General features: G+C 44.8%; 17 protein-coding genes. 16 read left to right on the top strand and 1 reads right to left on the bottom strand.

What is annotated here, in order from left to right; genetic code table 11:
* The first annotated feature begins 12 nt into the window (after nt 1-12).
* From NYR53_RS24095 to NYR53_RS24035, 13 genes are all read left to right on the top strand, one after another.
* Nucleotides 13-315: a histidine kinase gene (locus tag NYR53_RS24095; RefSeq protein WP_261301678.1), complete on the top strand. Its 303-nt coding sequence runs from the start codon at nt 13-15 to the stop codon at nt 313-315.
* An 8-nt stretch (nt 316-323) separates the two neighbouring features.
* A complete protein-coding gene (locus NYR53_RS24090; RefSeq protein WP_261301677.1) occupies nt 324-689 on the top strand; it encodes an ATP-binding protein in 366 nt (121 codons plus the stop codon).
* A 5-nt stretch (nt 690-694) separates the two neighbouring features.
* On the top strand, nt 695-1,069 hold the full coding sequence (locus NYR53_RS24085) for a X2-like carbohydrate binding domain-containing protein (protein ID WP_261301676.1): 375 nt from the start codon (nt 695-697) through the stop codon (nt 1,067-1,069).
* Between the two features lie 16 nt (nt 1,070-1,085).
* Nucleotides 1,086-1,262: a hypothetical protein gene (locus tag NYR53_RS24080; protein WP_261301675.1), complete on the top strand. Its 177-nt coding sequence runs from the start codon at nt 1,086-1,088 to the stop codon at nt 1,260-1,262.
* Nucleotides 1,263-1,423: 161 nt separating this feature from the next.
* Nucleotides 1,424-1,600, top strand: coding sequence for a hypothetical protein (locus NYR53_RS24075; RefSeq protein ID WP_261301674.1), 177 nt, complete (start codon nt 1,424-1,426; stop codon nt 1,598-1,600).
* A gap of 164 nt (nt 1,601-1,764) precedes the next feature.
* Nucleotides 1,765-2,721, top strand: coding sequence for an ABC transporter permease (locus NYR53_RS24070; protein WP_261301673.1), 957 nt, complete (start codon nt 1,765-1,767; stop codon nt 2,719-2,721).
* A 28-nt stretch (nt 2,722-2,749) separates the two neighbouring features.
* Nucleotides 2,750-3,640 carry a carbohydrate ABC transporter permease gene (locus NYR53_RS24065; RefSeq protein WP_261301672.1) on the top strand — a complete coding sequence of 297 codons (891 nt, stop codon included), beginning with the start codon at nt 2,750-2,752 and terminating at the stop codon, nt 3,638-3,640.
* 139 nt (nt 3,641-3,779) lie between these two features.
* Nucleotides 3,780-5,561: a type 2 periplasmic-binding domain-containing protein gene (locus NYR53_RS24060; RefSeq protein WP_261301671.1), complete on the top strand. Its 1,782-nt coding sequence runs from the start codon at nt 3,780-3,782 to the stop codon at nt 5,559-5,561.
* Between the two features lie 392 nt (nt 5,562-5,953).
* Nucleotides 5,954-8,182, top strand: a complete 2,229-nt coding sequence (locus tag NYR53_RS24055) for an AraC family transcriptional regulator (protein ID WP_261301670.1) — start codon at nt 5,954-5,956, stop codon at nt 8,180-8,182.
* 9 nt (nt 8,183-8,191) lie between these two features.
* On the top strand, nt 8,192-9,799 hold the full coding sequence (locus NYR53_RS24050) for an extracellular solute-binding protein (RefSeq protein ID WP_261306507.1): 1,608 nt from the start codon (nt 8,192-8,194) through the stop codon (nt 9,797-9,799).
* A 230-nt stretch (nt 9,800-10,029) separates the two neighbouring features.
* Nucleotides 10,030-11,001 (top strand): ABC transporter permease, encoded by a 972-nt coding sequence (locus NYR53_RS24045; protein ID WP_261301669.1) that lies wholly within the window; start codon nt 10,030-10,032, stop codon nt 10,999-11,001.
* 16 nt (nt 11,002-11,017) lie between these two features.
* Entirely contained in the window at nt 11,018-11,914 is an 897-nt protein-coding gene (locus tag NYR53_RS24040) for a carbohydrate ABC transporter permease (protein WP_261301668.1), read from the top strand.
* Nucleotides 11,915-12,034: 120 nt separating this feature from the next.
* The gene (locus NYR53_RS24035; RefSeq protein ID WP_261301667.1) at nt 12,035-13,696 is read left to right on the top strand and encodes an ABC transporter substrate-binding protein; all 1,662 of its coding nucleotides are present in this window, start codon (nt 12,035-12,037) and stop codon (nt 13,694-13,696) included.
* 118 nt (nt 13,697-13,814) lie between these two features.
* Here NYR53_RS24035 and NYR53_RS24030 read toward each other — a convergent pair whose 3' ends face one another.
* On the bottom strand, nt 13,815-15,314 hold the full coding sequence (locus NYR53_RS24030; RefSeq protein ID WP_261301666.1) for an alpha-L-fucosidase: 1,500 nt from the start codon (nt 15,312-15,314) through the stop codon (nt 13,815-13,817).
* Between the two features lie 125 nt (nt 15,315-15,439).
* Here NYR53_RS24030 and NYR53_RS24025 point away from each other — a divergent pair, with 125 nt between their 5' ends.
* From NYR53_RS24025 to NYR53_RS24015, 3 genes are all read left to right on the top strand, one after another.
* Nucleotides 15,440-16,291 carry an AraC family transcriptional regulator gene (locus NYR53_RS24025; RefSeq protein WP_261301665.1) on the top strand — a complete coding sequence of 284 codons (852 nt, stop codon included), beginning with the start codon at nt 15,440-15,442 and terminating at the stop codon, nt 16,289-16,291.
* A 132-nt stretch (nt 16,292-16,423) separates the two neighbouring features.
* Complete coding sequence (locus tag NYR53_RS24020; RefSeq protein WP_261301664.1) at nt 16,424-16,585, top strand: hypothetical protein; 162 nt, start codon at nt 16,424-16,426, stop codon at nt 16,583-16,585.
* A gap of 14 nt (nt 16,586-16,599) precedes the next feature.
* Nucleotides 16,600-17,553 carry a GMC oxidoreductase gene (locus NYR53_RS24015; protein WP_261301663.1) on the top strand — a complete coding sequence of 318 codons (954 nt, stop codon included), beginning with the start codon at nt 16,600-16,602 and terminating at the stop codon, nt 17,551-17,553.
* The last annotated feature ends 80 nt before the right edge of the window (nt 17,554-17,633 follow it).

The following is a 17,633-nucleotide window of genomic DNA, read 5'->3' as shown; positions in this document are numbered from 1 at the left end:
CAGATCGGGAAAATGTTGATGTTCAATGATATTACGGAATTGAAAGACAATGAGGCTCGATTGCGCGAGAACGCTAGGCAATTGTCCGAAATGAACACTTTCAAGGATAAAATGTTCACTGTCATAGCTCACGATATTCGTGATCCAATTGCGCTACTCGTCAGCTTAACCGAACTGTTGGGTGAGGAGCTTGCTGCCGTCGAAGCTGAGCATGCCGATTGTTCCTACAGATCCAAGGACAAGTACAAGGCATGTACCATCTCGTCGAGAATTTGCTCGACTAGTATCGCAACCAGAAAGGGAATCAACCGTTAGGCTGGAATTTGCAGCACGTTGTTCGGCAGTCTCTGTCGCTTGAAGGTGCGAAGGCAAGCATGAAGCAGATTCGGATGTCCGAATTAATTGATGAGAAGCTTTGGGTTATCGTGGATAAAGAGATGCTTGATCTTATTTTGCGAAATTTGCTCTCTAACGCGAATAAATTTACCGGTATCGTCGGGATGATTGAGATCGGAGCGTTTCTGGAAGGCGATCGGATCATTGTATCCGTAAGCGACAACGGGGTGGGAATCGATGAGAAGACGGCGGGCAATTCGACCGAACGACCTACCAGTGGAAGGATCCGGACGTATACAATATCATCAAGCAAAGCTTTACGGGCAGTTCGCCCACCGCAGACACGGACCTGATCTTCGTGAAGAGCGGCGCAGCTGTTACGGACGCATCCCTTGCGCTGAACTTGAACGGCAATAGCTTCGTCTCGCTCCAAAACGGCACTTCCACATTGAAATCCGGCAGAGACTATACACTGAGCGGCAGCACCTTAACCGTCAAGGCAAGCTATCTCTCTAAGCTCGCTTCTGGCGCGCTGGGCGAAGAAGAGGTATTGACCGCCAACTTCAACTCGGGTCCCGCATGGAAGATCCATGTGCGCTACTATAACACACCGGTGCTGCAAAACACATCGGGCACCACCAGCAGCTTTGCGATTCCCACAGCCTTTAACGGCGACCAGCTTGCGACGATGGAAGCCGTCTACGCAACTGGCGGCAATGCGGGTAACGGATAGATGGACTTCGTATAAGATGTGGTACTATAGTTTCGCACCTGACTATACCCAAAACACGATAAAGCTGACGACGGACTTCTTCAATGCAACGAATGACGGCGTTGTGAATTTGACGTTCCACTTCTGGAGCGGGCAAATCGTCAAGTACACTTTTGTAAAAAGAGGTACGAGCGTCATAGGCATGGCCCAGTAATATGGCAAAGCGTTCCGGCGGGGGATTTACATTCCTGTTGGAACGCTTTTTTATTGTCAGCCTGCACCTGCCGAGCACCTTTCTCCCGATTGACAATTTTGGAGCCTTCATAAACTGTTAAGGAGCGCTAAATTTGGAAGTGCGTCTTCCGAAAAGGCACGATGCCTGCGGAATTCTCGCTGCCGACCAATCCGCGTTATGGGGATGTATTGCCGGCTATTTTCCGGCACGGAAAAACACTAATTATGACTGGATTTTTAGTGGAATTTAAAGGGTATTATGGTGAAAGCGATTTCATTATAATCGAAGACAAAGAGGTTGAGAGTATGCCCGCATAATGAATCTGTGAAGCAAAACCTGAAGCAGGTTCCACTGCTGAGAGGGAGTTGATGAGGAAATGTCATAACGGCAGGAGTTCCAGACCTTCTAAGATAGCCGATTTGAAAATCCAAGTAAAAGTAAACAAATGAAAGAAAACATTATTTTAGAGTGGGGGAGAAAGATGAACACGAACCTGTCTGAACACGCTAATACCCCAGTTATTGGAAAGCGCTCTCATTTTAAAGATAAACATAAATTATTTCTAATGGCGTTTCCTTTTCTTGTACTCGTATTTTTATTCTCTTATTTGCCTCTGTACGGCTGGGTCTATGCCTTTTACGATTACCGGCCCGGCATTCCGTTGTCCAAGACCGAGTTCATGGGCTTGCATTGGTTTACCGCAATGGTATCGAATCCGATTCAGCGGCAGGAAATTGTCCGAGTACTGCAAAACACGTTCGCGATCAGTTCGCTGGGTATTTTGACTTCGGTTCTGCCGGTCATCTTCGCCATATTCCTGACGGAAATCAAGAACGTGACGTTCAAGAAAATGGTGCAGACGTTTACGACCCTGCCGAACTTTATCAGCTGGGTCCTGGTTTACGCGTTCGCTTTCATGTTGTTATCCGTCGATAACGGCTTCCTGAATAATTTACTGATGAGCTTGCATCTGATTGCCCACCCGCTAAATCTGCTTGCCTCGGACAGCCATACTTGGTTAGTCATGACCTTGTGGGGGGTATGGAAAGGGCTCGGTTGGGGCGCGATCATGTACATTGCCGCGATTACCGGTATCGATCCTGAATTATATGAAGCGGCGAGAGTTGACGGAGCAGGACGTTTCCGTCTGATGTGGCACGTGACGGTGCCGGGGATTCTTCCGACATACTTCGTACTATTGATCTTGGGTATCGCGAACTTCATCAATAATGGACTTGAGCAGTACTATGTATTCTCGAACGCGATGAACATGAATCATATCGAGGTTCTCGATCTGTACGTTTACAACATCGGGATGGCGAACTCCAACTTCGGTTTCGCGACGGCGGTCAGCATTCTGAAATCGATTGTAAGCTTGTTCCTGCTGTTCTTTGCCAACATCTTGTCGAAGCTGGTTCGCGGAGAAGGCGTCATCTAAGGCATCGTTAGAAGAGAGGAGAGTTGATATGGGAAAGATGAAGAAGATTACGATTTTTGACGTCCTGAACTATACGTGGTTTGCGATTTTCACTTTGGCTTGTTTCTTTCCGTTCTATTATTTGTTCATCAATACGATCAGCAATAACGACTTGAGCAGCAGAGGGCTCGTCATGTTCTACCCGAGAGGGTTTCATTTGAGCAACTACACGGAAGTATTCAAGATTCCCGGATTGGCTACTGCCACTCTCGTGTCAGTAGGCCGTACCGTGATCGGCACGGTATTGACCGTGGCTGCATCGGCTTTTCTCGGCTACTTGTTCACGAAGAACGGAATGTGGGGACGCAGATTCTGGTATCGGTTCTTGATCGTCACGATGTATTTTAACGCCGGTTTGATTCCCTGGTTCCTGACCATGCGCAATCTCGGCCTGACCAACAATTTCCTGGCCTATGTCTTGCCCGGGATCGTCTCGCCGTTCTTCATTATCCTTGTAAAAACCTTCGTCGAGTCGACGCCTATCGCCTTGCAGGAATCGGCGCAGATCGATGGAGCCGGATATTTCACAATCTTCTATAAAATCATCATGCCTTTGATTACGCCGATTCTGGCCACCATCGCCATCTTCTCGGCCGTCGGACAATGGAACTCTTTTCAGGACACGTTGTTCCTAGTCACGAATCAGAAGCTATTCACGCTGCAATTCATCCTGTATCGGTATATGAACGAAGCGACATCGCTGGCAACTTTGATGAAATCCACCCAAGGGGCTCTCAATATAAAATTGGCCAACATGCAGACGGCTACTTCGATTCGGACGACTGTATCGATGATCGTCGTCATCCCGATTTTGCTCGTATATCCTTTCTTCCAACGTTTTTTCGTCAAAGGCATTATGATCGGAGCCGTGAAGGGTTGATCCCTTCTTCGTTTTCAAAAGTCAGTGAAGGAGGTGAGGCGGGTTTTGTAAGCGTTTTTTGCAGAAGGACGGCATGTTTCTTGGCCGCATCACAAAAAGAAGCTTTTTGCAAGTACATTACAAGGAGGTCAACCAACGTATGATTAGGGGTAAAAAATGGACAGTGATCGCTGCTACGCTGAGTGCGATGCTGGTATTCTTGTCGGCATGCAGCAGCAGCGGCAGCAGCAATACAACGACAGACAACAGTTCTCAGCCGCAAACGAGCACTAGCGGCGACAAAGGAAGTACCAATCCTTCGAAGCAGCCGGAAGTCACGCTGACGGTATTCTCGACGCTGGCTAACTATGCCGGAGATCAGCCAGGATGGTTTGCTAAGTTGATCAAGGATAAGTTCAATATCAAATTGAACATCATCGCTTCGAACCTGGCCGGCGGTCAGCAAAAAATCGCCACGATGATGGCGTCCGGCGATTTGGGCGATATCGTTGTAGGACTCGGCGGAAGAGACTACACAGATGCCATCAAAGCCGGCATGCTGCTAGACTGGAAGAAAGACGGAATACTTGACAAATACGGCAAAGACATCGTGAAATATGCAAGTAAGGCGCTCGATGCCAATAGCAAGCAATTCGGCAGCGGCACGGCGATTTACGGTATCGGGTTTAACGCAGGCAACGGCGACGGTCCGAGCGAAGGCGCCGACATGACGTTCGGTCCAATGCTCCGTTGGGATTTGTACCAAAAACTGGGCAGCCCGGAAATCAAGACGCTTGACGACTATCTGAAAGTCGTTAAGCAAATGCAGCAGCTCGCTCCAAAGAGCGATTCCGGCAAGCCGACGTACGGGTTCTCTCTGTGGTCGGATTGGGACAGCAACTATTCGATAAACGCGAAGGTCACGGCTCAAATGTTCGGCTATGCAGAAGGAGACTCCTTTAACAACAGCGACCTGATCCTGACGAAAGCCAACGAAGCTAAATGGCAGGGCATGCTCGACGACAACAGTTACTACATGCAAGGCCTGAAATTCTTCTTTGAAGCTAACAAGATGGGGCTGCTTGATCCGGACTCCTTGACGCAGAAGTACTCCGACGTGAACAATAAGTACAAGGACGGACAAGTTCTCTTCGCGCAATTCCCTTTTGTAAGCAATATCTATAACTCGCCGGAGCATACGTCCGCGGGCAAAGGCTTCCAGTTCGTACCTTTCGCCGATGAGCAAATGTTCTCCTCCGGATTTTCGCCTTACGGCGGCCAGCGCATTTGGTCAATCGGTGCGAAGACGAAGTATCCGGACCGCGTGATGCAATTCCTTAACTGGCTGTACACGCCGGAAGGCATCGAAGAATCCAACTACGGTCCGAAAGGCTTGATTTGGGATATCAAAGACGGCAAACCGACCCTGACCGATTTCGGATACAAAGCGATCACCAACTCCGTCAATATGCCTGATGAATACGGCGGCGGGCTGTACAAGGACGGAACGAACTCTATCAACAACACGACGATCGCCTTGTCCATGACCAATCCGGAAACCGGAGAACCGTATGATTACACCTTGTGGTCTTCGTTCCTGAACCACAATCCGGATCCGGTCGTGAAGAGCTGGCGAGATACAATGGGCTCGATGACGATGAAAGACTACGTCGTCAAGCACAACCAAGCGCTCGTGCAACCGGCGTACTTTAACGGACAGCCGCCGGCGTCGGAACCGTCCGATATCAAGCAGAAGCACGGCGAAGTGGGCAAAGTCATCAAGGAGTACTCATGGAAGATGATGTTCTCGAAGGACGACAATGAGTTTAACAGCCTGAAGCAACAAATGATCTCGAAAGCCAAAGGCCTGGGCTACGACGATGTTGTCAAGTGGGAAGCCGACCAATACGAAAAAACGGTTGCTACGGCGTTGAAAAAGTAATCAACAAAGATGGAATGGCGACTATTCTATTAAATGTTCCATCGAAATTACTTGAAACGATTAAGCTTCGTGAAATCTAAATTCCGTGAGCATTACTAGCTCACGGAATTTTTACGATCAGCCTACTTTTTTATCGTTACTTCGTTGGTTGTCACGCTTCCGGTCCATCGGCCTAAGTTTGCAGTGAAACAGCCGTTTTTGTTTCAGATTATCAAAATAAGATACATTATTGCAATTATACGGCATTTTTTTTGCTTATTTCATCTGATAAAATACTTGTAGAATAGGTCTATTAAGAGGATCTGAATCATAAAGTTCATCGTTGCAATCATAAATTGTAAACGCTTTAGAACCATTTTATGGAAAAATTATTCCGAATTGGGTGGATTTAAATGAACAAAACCTGGTTTCGTCGAATGATATGGTCCTATCTTCCAATCTTTTTAATTATTTTCACGGTTATATTTTTTGTTTTTTTTCAAACATTAATTGAACAAAACAAGAAGAATGCGGTGGAAGCTAATAAAATTTTTGCCGGACAATTGATGCAATCGATCGATATTTCCCTTAAAACGATAGATCAATCGATCATTAATGAAATTTTAAAAAATAAGTTGATCCTACAATTTTTTGAAGAAATTGACGATCATAACGTCTATCTAAACTACCAAGTGGCTAAAAGATTACAAGAGCTAAAACAAGAAATGCCGATGATTGATTCCATTTATTTGGTTCGTCTTCATGACCAATTCATATATAGCGGCAATGTCTTCCATCAAGTGGAGGAATTCGGAGATCATGTATTTGTTCAGGAACTCGAGCGGAATTCGCATCAATCACAGTGGACAAATTTAAGGCAATATAGGGAATTTTCCGATCAAGACTATAAAAATGTAATTAGCTTGGTTCGTGAAGCTCCCATAAGTAATGGGACAAAAGGGTTCTTGGTTGTGAATATCAGTACCGCTACGTTTCAAGCTAAAATGAATGGAATGTATAACGTTAAGAATGCGTTCGTATCCCTAAAGGACCGTAATGGAAATGTTCTTCTTACAAATCAAGATCTTTCATCCGGAAATGAAAAGCCGCTTTCCAGCGTGATCTCCGAATATACCGAATGGAAAATGGAAAGCGGTTTAAATAATGGGATGCTTCTGGGGATTGTTTCAACTTTTTCGAGCATTTGGTTTGTACTGGGAGTTCTGGTTTTCATTTCAGGCATTGTTTCGATTGTTTATGTGACCAGAAAAAATTATAAACCTATAAGGGAGATCATTTCTCGAATTGATGCTTACGTGTTCAAACAAAGGGATTCGTTAAAAAGTATTGAATCGGATGAATTTACATTTATTCATTCCGCCATCGATAATTTTATCGAAAAATCCGAGTTGTTTGAGAAACAATTCGAAGAAATCGCAAACTTCAAAAGAAAAAATATCTTCAACGAATTAATCACAGGCAAATGTAAGAGCGTTCCGGATGAAGATGATATCGGAATGAAGCTGCCGGCTCATTGCAACAGACAACAGGTTATGATTATTGAGATCGATTATTATAGAGAATCGTTTTCTCTATACCAGGAGCATGACCAATATTTATTTAAATTTGTGATCAGCAGTGTGGTTAATGAAATAATGAACAATCATTCTTTCGCCATTAGATCGGAATGGACTTCAAATCATCAATTAACCGGAATCGTATTCTTGCCGGATATGATTTCCGATATGACTCCAACTTGTGAAAAAATAATTGAGTGGGTCAAACATAATTTAAACTTTACCGTCACGATCGGTATAGGGGGACCTGTAGAGAGTCTTTTGCATCTTTCACATTCGAATAATCAAGCTTATTTATCATTGAAATACAAGCCGGTCTTAGGAAATAACCGAATCATTCTATATGGAGGAACACCAAATCAATCAAACAAGGAGTCCCATAAATCATTACGTTTAATCCACGACGCGGTCGATTCTTACCGGTTAATGGCGGATGATTGGGAGGAAAAATTCGCGGCTATTTTCAATGAAATAAGGCTCTATTTTAAAACGAAGGATGAAATTATCGACCTTTTGACTTATTTCATTTATAACCTGGATCTGCAAATGTCACAAACGACAAAAGAATACCTTGAAATATGGAAAAATGAAGTCTTGCCCCACTTGCATGAAAGTGTGAAATACTTCGAAACCACAGAACAAATCCAGCATCGGTTGTTCCTTGTTTTACATACTTTCTCCGATCGAATTGCAGCATTACGGCAGGAGCGAAATTATCACCAGTTATTGAAAGAAGTCAGAAAATATATGGAAGAACATTTTTATAATCCGGACTTATCGCTTGATTATTTGAGCGAAAGATTTCAATTAAATGCAAAATATCTAAGCCAATTGTTCAAAGAACAATTTGGAGAAAACTTTTTGGATTTTTTGACGATGGTGCGGGTGGAACATGCAAAACATATGTTATTGAACACCAACAGCTCCATTCAAGAGATAGGAGACAAAGTAGGTTACACGAATGCGGTTTCTTTTCGCCGTGTTTTCAAAAGAATTGAAGGAATTTCGCCGGTCGACTTTCGCAATTTAAAATCAAAACGAATAACATCAGGGGGGGGTTCCTGATTGAGAAAAATGATTGTGATGCTGGGTTTAATTTTTGTCGCTGCGGGTTTGTTGCCGGCATGCCGATCACAAAAGGTTAACTTGATAACCGGACTAACTGATCAACCCGTTACATTGTCTACATTTGTTTCGCCTCCGTCGGATATTGAGGATGTACGCACAAATGCGTTTACGAAGCATCTGGAAACGGCTTTGCATATTAAATTTGAATTTGAAGTGGTGCCGGAATCGATCATGAACGAAAGGAAAAAAATTGTAATGGCTAGCAGTGATTATCCGGCTGTTTTTCTAAGCAGCGATTTCACGCAGGATGAACAGTTAAAGTATGGCCGGCAAGGCAGATTGATACCTTTAAACAATCTGATCGAAAAATATGGCAGTGAGATCAAAAAAACCTTTCAAAAAAACCCCGAACTGAAGAATGCAATTACCGCTCCGGATGGAAATATTTATGCGCTTCCTTCCGTCAACGAGTGTCTTCATTGTTGGTATGCGCAAAAGCTTTGGATCAATCAAGAATGGCTGAAAAAATTAAATTTGCGGGTACCGACAACGACAGAGGAGTTTTATCATGTATTAAAGGCTTTTAAAACCATGGATCCGAACGGCAACGGAAAACAGGACGAAATCCCTTTGATCGGTGCTTCAGAAGGGTGGCACACGAAAATAACCGGCTTTCTTATGAGTGCTTTCATTTACGACAATGAACAAGATTACTTTTACATGCAGAATGGGAAAGTAAAACTGGCGGCTGCGCAGCCTGAATGGAAAAAGGGCCTGGCATATATAAACAGGCTTTACAGTGAAGGTTTGATCGATCCCGCAAGCTTTACCCAAACTACGGACGCTTTGTGGCATTTGGCAAATCGGCCTGGGCCCAATATGATTGGAAGCGCAACCGTGGGACATATCGGCAAGGCCTTCAGTATGGAGCCGGGGGAAACAAGACATATGGAATATATGACCGTTCCGCCGCTTACAGGACCTTCCGGGTTTCAAGCGGCCGGCTATTTTAATACGGTGGGTAACGGCCAATTCGCGATAACCGATAAAGCAACGGAATCCGAACAAGCGGCTGCGATGAAACTGGCGGATTATCTGTATTCGGAAGAGGGGACTATTTTCAACGAGTGGGGACCCGATGGGTTGTGGTGGAGAAAAGGAAAGACGGGAGAAATCGATGAGCACGGAAGACAAGCTAAATATTTTTTGAAGCCGGAGTTTTGGGAACACCGAACACAGAATGTAAGCTGGAGCCAAATGGGCATTCTCTATCGGAATAGAGACCTTCGCGAATCTTGGGCCGTTCCTGACAATCCATATGATGATAATGGTTACGAGCACCGTTTATATATGGAAACGATTGAAAACTACAAGGGTAAAGAACCCAAAGAACTGTTCCCTTTGAATATGTTTATGGCATCGGACGATGCGTTCGAAGCGGCACAGTTAAGGGCACAAATAAATGATTATATTGAATCCAATACGGTACAGTTTATAACGGGCAGTAAAAAAATGGACAGCGACTGGGACGCTTATTTGAAAGGCTTTGAAGGCTTGAAATTAAACAGGTATCTGGAAATCTATCAAAAATCGTACGATACTTATTATAAATAATAAAAATGCAAAAATCCTAATTGTGCAGACCCGCACAATTAGGATTTTTTTCATTTGACAGAATATTGTACCGAACTGAATATTGTTCGCTTGTGATTTCTTTACTCACAACAGGCTATTTCTGAATATTGTCCTCGGCAGAATAGTGTTCGTTGACCTGTATCAACAGGATAGGCTAACGTTTTACCAAGAAGATGCAATTAAAAAAGAAAGGATGTCGAGGACGGAACATGAGCGTGAATAGCAGCGTAAAATTACAAAAATTTGGCAGCAGCAAAAACTCGTTAGCAATCAGCAGAAATGGAGCGGTAAAAAAAATCAAAAAGCATTGGCAGCTGTATGTATTGGTCTTGCTTCCCCTAGCGTACATCATTATTTTTAAGTATGTTCCGATGTACGGCGCTCAAATAGCTTTTCGCGATTTCAGTGTGATTCAAGGTTTCTCAGGCAGTGACTGGGTCGGATTAAAAAATTTTGAAGACTTTTTCTCATCCCCTAATTTCTGGCTGTTAATCAAAAACACCTTACTTATTAGCTTATATTCACTACTTTTAGGGTTTCCTGCACCGATTATTTTAGCACTGGCTTTAAATGAAATCGGCGGGGGAAAATTCAAACGTTTTGTGCAAACGGCTACATTTGCTCCTTATTTCATTTCAACTGTTGTAATGGTCTCTATGATCATTCTTGTTCTCTCCCCCCGTCTAGGTATTGTTGATCATATTGTAAGGTTATTCGGCTTCGAAACGATTAATTTTATGGGAAAGCCGGAATATTTTAAAACGATTTACGTGTTATCTAACATTTGGCAGGGCTTGGGATACGGAGCGGTCATATATCTCGCTGCCCTCGCGGGAATCAATCCTGATTTATACGAAGCCGCCAAAGTGGACGGCGCATCCAGATTTCAAAAAATGATCCATATTGATATTCCGGGGATTCTTCCGGCAGCCATTATTTTGTTAATTTTAAATGTAGGACAGTTAATGAACGTTGGCTTTGAGAAAATTTACTTGATGCAGAACCCGCTGAATATATCCGCTTCCGAGGTCATATCAACTAACGTTTATAAGATCGGGTTGCTCGGAGCGAACTTCAGTTTTTCTTCGGCAGTCGATCTATTCAACTCAGTCATCAATCTCATTTTGTTGTTAACAGTGAATGTTATTGCTAAACGGATGACGGAAACGAGTTTATGGTAGAAAGGAGGGAAGCAAATTGAAAAGAAGTGCAGTTAAGGAATCGTTGAATGACAAATTATTTTTATTAGGAGTTTACGCTTTTCTTGTTTTCATTCTAATTATTATTCTTTATCCGTTGATTTATATTTTGAGTTCATCTTTCAGTTCTCCTCAAGCCGTCATTAGCGGAAAAGTCTGGCTCTTGCCGGTGGAGCCGAGTTTGGCGGGGTATAAGGCGATCTTTGCAAACAAGCAGATTCTCACAGGTTATGCAAACTCCTTGTTTTATACGTTTTTCGGCGTGCTGATCAGCGTATCGTTAACCATTATGCTTGCATACCCGCTATCCAAGAAAACTTTTTACGGGCGAAGTTTGATCATGATTCTTCTCGTTATTACGATGATGTTTAGCGGCGGGTTGATACCTTTATACTTGACCGTGAAAAAATTGGGCATTCTTGATACCCGATGGGCGATGCTGTTGCCTGGTGCATTAGCGGTATGGCAAGTGATCATTACCCGCACCTTTTTTCAAATGACCATACCAAGCGAGCTTTCGGAAGCCGCAGAGCTTGACGGATGCAGCGATCTGGGATTTTTGACAAGAGTCGTAATTCCTCTTTCCAAACCGATTCTTGCCGTATTGGTATTGACGTATGCAGTTGGACAATGGAATGCGTTTTTCGATGCGTTAATTTATTTAAAGTCGCAACATTTATTCCCACTGCAGATTGTTCTAAGAAATATTCTCATTTTGAATACGATTGACCCGAGCATGATGGTGGATGCGAATGAACTGCAGGTAAGACAAGGTTTAAAGGATTTATTGAAATATTCGTTGATTGTGGTCGCGACGGTTCCGGTGCTGGCCATCTATCCGTTCGTGCAGAAGCATTTTGTAAAAGGGATTATGATCGGTTCGTTAAAAGGATAATTTTTCTCGGGTAAGAGCTTTGTTTAAAGGGGGTGATGCTATTCGATAAGCTGATCGATAAACGTATTTGCAACTCAAAAACGTAAATCAAACAAGACCATTTTCAAGGAGGAGTCAAAGATGGCAAAGAAATTTTTGAAGTTTCAAGCAAGCGCCGTGCTTGTCCTTTCGTTACTTTTATCGGCTTGCAGTAACAGCGACAGCGGCACCGATAAAGAGAAAGCAGCGTCGGATACTGTCGGGAACGGTAAGGCCGCAGGTATTGTGCAATTGCCGGTATTTGTAACCCCATCTTCCAAGATTGAGAATTTGGAAACAAATTCAGTTACTACATATATAGAAGACAAATTTAATGTGAAATTCAAGTTCGAGGTGGCCCAAGGCAGCAACGCAGGAGATAAGAAGAAACTGTTGCTTGCCAGCGGAGACTATCCGGCTGTTTTCCTATCCGGAGACCTGACTCAAGCCGAGCAAATCGAGTACGGGAAGCAAGGGGTATTGAAGCCTTTAAATGATTTAATTGAAAAATATGGGGTGGAAATCAAGAAGGCATTCCAACAGGATCCGGAGTTGAAAAAGTCGATCACGGCTCCGGATGGCAAAATTTATGCGCTTCCTCATATTAACGAGTGTTTCCACTGCTGGTACTCGCAAAAAGTATGGATCAATACGACATGGCTGAAGAAATTAAATCTTCAGATGCCTACTACGACGGATGAGTATTATCAAGTTTTGAAAGCATTCAAAACCCAGGATCCGAACGGGAACGGTAAACAGGATGAAATTCCGTTATCCGGCGCTGACAAAACATGGCATGGCAATCCGGCACATTTTCTTATGAACTCTTTTATCTATGATAATGATGATAACTTCTTCTTCATGAAGGACGGAAAAGTCGGACTGTCGGCTAATCAACCCGAATGGAGAAAAGGACTTGAGTACATGAATAAATTGTACAGTGAAGGTTTGATCGATAAGGAAGCCTTCACCCAGGATAACGACGCCATGTCTCAAGTAGGCAACCGTGAAGGGGATAATATTGTAGGAACTGCTGCTGCCGGACATATCGGCATGTATTTTAGTCTGGCGAAAGGTCAAGACAGACATAAGGAGTATGCTACCGTCGCCCCGCTGAAAGGGCCGCAGGGAGTAGCATACGCAGGATATTACAAAGCGTATGGCAATGGCCAATTTGCGATTACCAACAAGGCGACTGAGGCGCAGGCCATTGCAGCGATCAAACTAGCGGATTATTTATACTCTGAAGAACATGCGATCATGAATGAATACGGACCAGAAGGGAAGTATTGGAGAAAAGGACAGCCGGGTGAAGTGGATGAACACGGCAGACAGGCGAAATACTTCTTGAAACCCGAATATTTCTCCATCGGCTCTACGGAAAATGATACTTGGGAACAAATGGGCATTACCAGACGTACGAGGGATATTCGGGAATCCTGGGCCGTACCTAACGATCCATTGTCCGATAACGGTTATGAGCATCGCTTGTATTTGGAAACGGCCAAAAATTATGAAGGAAAACAACCGAAAGAGACTTTCCCGCTAAGCGTCTTTATGGAATCCGCAGATGCCAAGGAAGCGGCACAATTGAAAACTCAAATGAATGACTACATTCATTCGAACATGGCCCAATTTATAACCGGCGCCAAAAATTTAACGGATGCGGAATGGGATAATTACGTCAAAGGCTTTGATGGCCTGAAATTAAAGCGTTATCTTGAAATTTATCAAAAAGCATACGATACGAGCTTTAAGAAGTAATCGAGGTTACTTAAGCATCTAGGGGTCCCGCCAACAAATCATGTCTTGTTGGCGGGACCCATTTATGAAAAAGAGGGCAGCCTTTTCAAAAAGGCTACCTTCATGCTATATCTTATATTTACGGCTTAAGTTCGATCGCCAGGCAGTTGACGTACGGCGTCGGCTGCCGATCCGGGAGCGAAACGATGAGCGCCCCGTACGGCTGTTCGAACGGTACTTCGCCAACGCCAAGCAGCCGGACGGATTCCACTTTGTCTGCCTGGGTCAATGTACGTATAACGGCACGTTGATCTTCCGGCCACCGCATCTGGAATGCGTAAAGTGTATTTCCCTTTTGGGTGAAACGGAAGTCGTCGGAGTTCCATTCCACCTTATCTTCCTTGAAATGATCAATGACGACGCGGGAATGGCCTTCGCCAGAAACGCGGAACGGCCTGGTGCCGTACACGCCTTCCCCGCAAATCCGGATCCATTTGGCCATTTCCTGCAGGATATGCGTGCACTCGTCATCAATCGTACCGTCCGGCTTCTGCGGAATATTGAGGAGCAGATTGCCGTTTTTGGCAATGATATCGACCAGGATTTCGATCACGTGCCCTGGTTTCTTATAGACAGTTTTCACATTATAGAACCAATCCCCGACACAAGTATCGGTCTGCCATGGTTCAGGCTTGATACCCGGCTCCTGGCTGCGCTCAATGTCGAGGATGCCGATGCGGTAAATGTCCTGCCTGCGGTCTTTCTGGTTATAAACTGCGCGATTCACACCGCCACTTACCGCAGCGCTCGTATTGTACAAATGCGCGACCGCATTCAGTCCGGCTGCGAACGACGGGTCCTCCAAGGAGACGTCCGTTTTATCCCAGGAGCTGGCGAACGGCAGCCCGCCGTCGGAGTACAACAGATCCGGCTGGTACAGATCGATGACTTCCTTGATGATATCGAACCATCGCTGATGCCACCAAGGATTGGATGTATACCAGGGATCCTTGGGGTCCCACTGCGGTTTGTCCGGGTGATAATGCTTGCGGTTCGGCAAGTACAAATCCTCCTGCTCGGGATCGTTTCCGTCATAAGGGATGCCCGCATAAGAGCCTTCCTTATCCCGTCCTTTATTGAATTGAAACCAGCTGAACGTCGCTCCCAGATGCTCGGTCAATCCGAAGGGTAGTCCCCGGCGGGAAGCGGCAGATTTCCACAGTGCAACGATATCTTTCTTCGGTCCCATATTGACCGAATTCCAGCGGTGGATTTTCGAATCGTAGTTGAAAAAGTTGTCGTGGTGCATAGCCTGTGCGACGAAATATTTGGCACCGGCAGCCACGTACAAGTCCATCAGCGATTCCGGATCGAATTTCTCCGCTTTCCACAGCTGAACGATATCTTTGTAGCCGAATTTTGACGGATGTCCGTAATGGCGTATATGGTATCGGTATTGCTCGGAACCTTCGTAATACATGTTCCGGGCATACCAATCCCCGTACATTGGCACCGATTGTGCGCCCCAGTGCGACCATATGCCGAGCTTAGCATCCCGGAACCATTCCGGGCACTCGAATTTCCTGAGCGATTCAAATGTGGGTTCGAAAGGACCCTTGGCGATGTGCGCCTTAACCATACTGATCAGGCCTCCTATTTTTTGCTACAGCCTTATCCTAGCAGTATTGTGGTATACTCATGAATATAGAATCCTAACTTCCTGTTGTATAAAACTATCTATCTTTCCATATTCGGTGATCACCCATGGACAATGCTGAGCAACAACTGATCCGGCTTTATCTTGATAACCTTCAGGTTCACGTAACCGCAATGGGATATAACCAGGTTTGGACCGACTGGCGGGATCTCGATTACACACCGGACTATAACAAATTTTATTTGATTTGCGATGGCGAAGGCTGGCTGAAAATCGGCGATACGGAATATGCGCCTAAACCGGGTCAGTGGTTCCTAATGCCGCAAGGAGTGAAGCAATCGTACTCTTTTACGGACGGCCCGCGCTATACGAAATATTGGTGTCATTTTACGGCAAAGGTCGGGGAAAACAATCTTTTCGAATTGCTGAAAATCCCCGTATTTCTCGAGCTGGAAGATGATGATGAGCCGCAGCGACTGTTCCAGGAACTGCTTTCTTACGAACCCTATAGGTCCCTAACCGCTCCCTTGCTCGTAAAAGCCGCCATAATTAAGCTGATTGCATATTATATTGAGCATGCAGTTTCTGATGCGTCAGGCGTAGAACCCGCTGCAATGTCTGAACCGCTCCAAGCCGTTATTGAGTACATTCATCTTAACTACTATCGAAACTTAACGATCGACGAGCTGGCGGAACGCGCCCATCTGCATCCCAACTATTTTATCCGCGTGTTCAAAAGGCGATTCGGCACATCTCCGATTCAATACGTGAACAGAAAAAGGATCGAAGAAGCGAAGTGGCTATTGACCGCAACGAACCTCATGCTGGCGGAAATCGGCGCCAAAGTTGGCATCCCCGATATCTCCTATTTATCCAAATTATTCAAATCATCGACAGGCTTATCTCCGACTGCTTATCGATTGACTCATCATCCGAATACGTCTAATTCGACAATATGAATGAAGATATGGAGGGGGCAAAAGCCCTTTCTTTTTTTGTATGGGAAACTCCAACAGAAAGCTGTTTTCAATGATAACGACTCTCTCGTCGTCCAAGGTTTTAAGCGGCATAGAAGAGGAAGTTGGAACATAATGGAGGTTGTTATGGATCGTCTCATGCCCGTCAAAAATGTCGTTAAGATTAGCAATCAAACCGTCAGGAAACCTGTGAATTGGCGGCAGCACGCAGCGGGGTATTTGTTTCTTGCTTCACTGCTGTGCGTGATGGCCGTTTTCTTCGTGTATGCTTTTTAACTGAAGATTCCAAGATGCAGGAAACCATTCTTGATCGCCTGCGTTCCAATGGATTTCCGGATGCCCAGGCGCTGCCTTCGGCGATCGACCTTGCAGCGAGCCGGTTTGGTGTCATTCATTCTGCTGTCTTTTATAGCTCAATAAACTTACTGGCATATGCGATGAACATCAGGCCCTTTGATTTGGCGGTTAGTACCCGGGCCACCCAAATGCTGACCGACAAAGGAAGAGTTAGCGGCGTAAAGGTCATGACCACTTCCAAAGAAACATACACAATTAGAGCCAAAACGGTTGTGCTTTCGGCAGGGACATGGGAGACACTTCGCCTTCTTCTTCATTCCGACATACCAGGGAAAGCCATCGGGCACTATTTGGTTACTCATCCCAAATTAACTTCTGTGGCCAAAGCAAGCCGTGAGCAATTCGGCGAAATATCGGGAGTCATCAGCCTGATGATTCCAAATCAAGATAACCACAAGTTGTTGATTACCGGCATAGGGACTGGTCCTGAAGATTATTATTGGTATGCTTATCAACAAAAGCCGTTCATAGAGGAACCCAAATTCAGATTTTTCGGTCCCGGCAAGATGGAAGCGCGTTATGAAAACCATGTGTACCTGAACCCGGAAATCCTCGATGAGTACGGCATGCCTAAATTACAAACTACGTTTTCATATAGTAACCAAGATCGGGTTATGATAGAGGAGATGTTCCGGTTTATGCGAAATGCGGTTGCAGCTATGGGGTTGACTTTTGAAGTTGAGCCCTTCCTGCTTACACAAGGAAATGTCAACCATGAGACCGGAACCTGCCGGATGGGGCTCGATCCCAATACTTCAGCTACTAACCCACACGGACAAATTCATGGTGTTCCTGGCCTTTATGTAGCCGACAATAGCGTTGTGCGCCTTACCGGACCTGCCAACCCTACTTTGACTACGACCGCATTAGCTATTCGAACTGCATGATTATATCATCGAGACCATGTAATCAGGAACAAATAGTTGAAGTGAAAACATGACCGTCCCATTCGGGGCGGTCATGTTTT

Source organism: Paenibacillus andongensis, assembly GCF_025369935.1.
Lineage (GTDB): Bacteria > Bacillota > Bacilli > Paenibacillales > NBRC-103111 > Paenibacillus_E > Paenibacillus_E andongensis.
The sequence above is the reverse complement of the archived record's forward strand: the minus strand, read 5'-3'. Positions and strand labels throughout refer to the sequence as shown.

Excerpts from the sequence above, each read along its gene's own strand:
- NYR53_RS24020 (WP_261301664.1), top strand. The coding sequence starts at position 16,424 with ATGGAGGTTGTTATGGATCGTCTCATGCCCGTCAAAAATGTCGTTAAG.
- NYR53_RS24075 (WP_261301674.1), top strand. The coding sequence starts at position 1,424 with ATGCCTGCGGAATTCTCGCTGCCGACCAATCCGCGTTATGGGGATGTA.
- NYR53_RS24025 (WP_261301665.1), top strand. The coding sequence starts at position 15,440 with ATGGACAATGCTGAGCAACAACTGATCCGGCTTTATCTTGATAACCTT.
- NYR53_RS24065 (WP_261301672.1), top strand. The coding sequence starts at position 2,750 with ATGGGAAAGATGAAGAAGATTACGATTTTTGACGTCCTGAACTATACG.
- NYR53_RS24050 (WP_261306507.1), top strand. The coding sequence starts at position 8,192 with ATGATTGTGATGCTGGGTTTAATTTTTGTCGCTGCGGGTTTGTTGCCG.
- NYR53_RS24030 (WP_261301666.1), bottom strand. The coding sequence starts at position 15,314 with ATGGTTAAGGCGCACATCGCCAAGGGTCCTTTCGAACCCACATTTGAA.
- NYR53_RS24060 (WP_261301671.1), top strand. The coding sequence starts at position 3,780 with ATGATTAGGGGTAAAAAATGGACAGTGATCGCTGCTACGCTGAGTGCG.
- NYR53_RS24080 (WP_261301675.1), top strand. The coding sequence starts at position 1,086 with ATGTGGTACTATAGTTTCGCACCTGACTATACCCAAAACACGATAAAG.
- NYR53_RS24035 (WP_261301667.1), top strand. The coding sequence starts at position 12,035 with ATGGCAAAGAAATTTTTGAAGTTTCAAGCAAGCGCCGTGCTTGTCCTT.
- NYR53_RS24095 (WP_261301678.1), top strand. The coding sequence starts at position 13 with ATGTTGATGTTCAATGATATTACGGAATTGAAAGACAATGAGGCTCGA.
- NYR53_RS24070 (WP_261301673.1), top strand. The coding sequence starts at position 1,765 with ATGAACACGAACCTGTCTGAACACGCTAATACCCCAGTTATTGGAAAG.
- NYR53_RS24015 (WP_261301663.1), top strand. The coding sequence starts at position 16,600 with ATGCAGGAAACCATTCTTGATCGCCTGCGTTCCAATGGATTTCCGGAT.
- NYR53_RS24055 (WP_261301670.1), top strand. The coding sequence starts at position 5,954 with ATGAACAAAACCTGGTTTCGTCGAATGATATGGTCCTATCTTCCAATC.
- NYR53_RS24045 (WP_261301669.1), top strand. The coding sequence starts at position 10,030 with ATGAGCGTGAATAGCAGCGTAAAATTACAAAAATTTGGCAGCAGCAAA.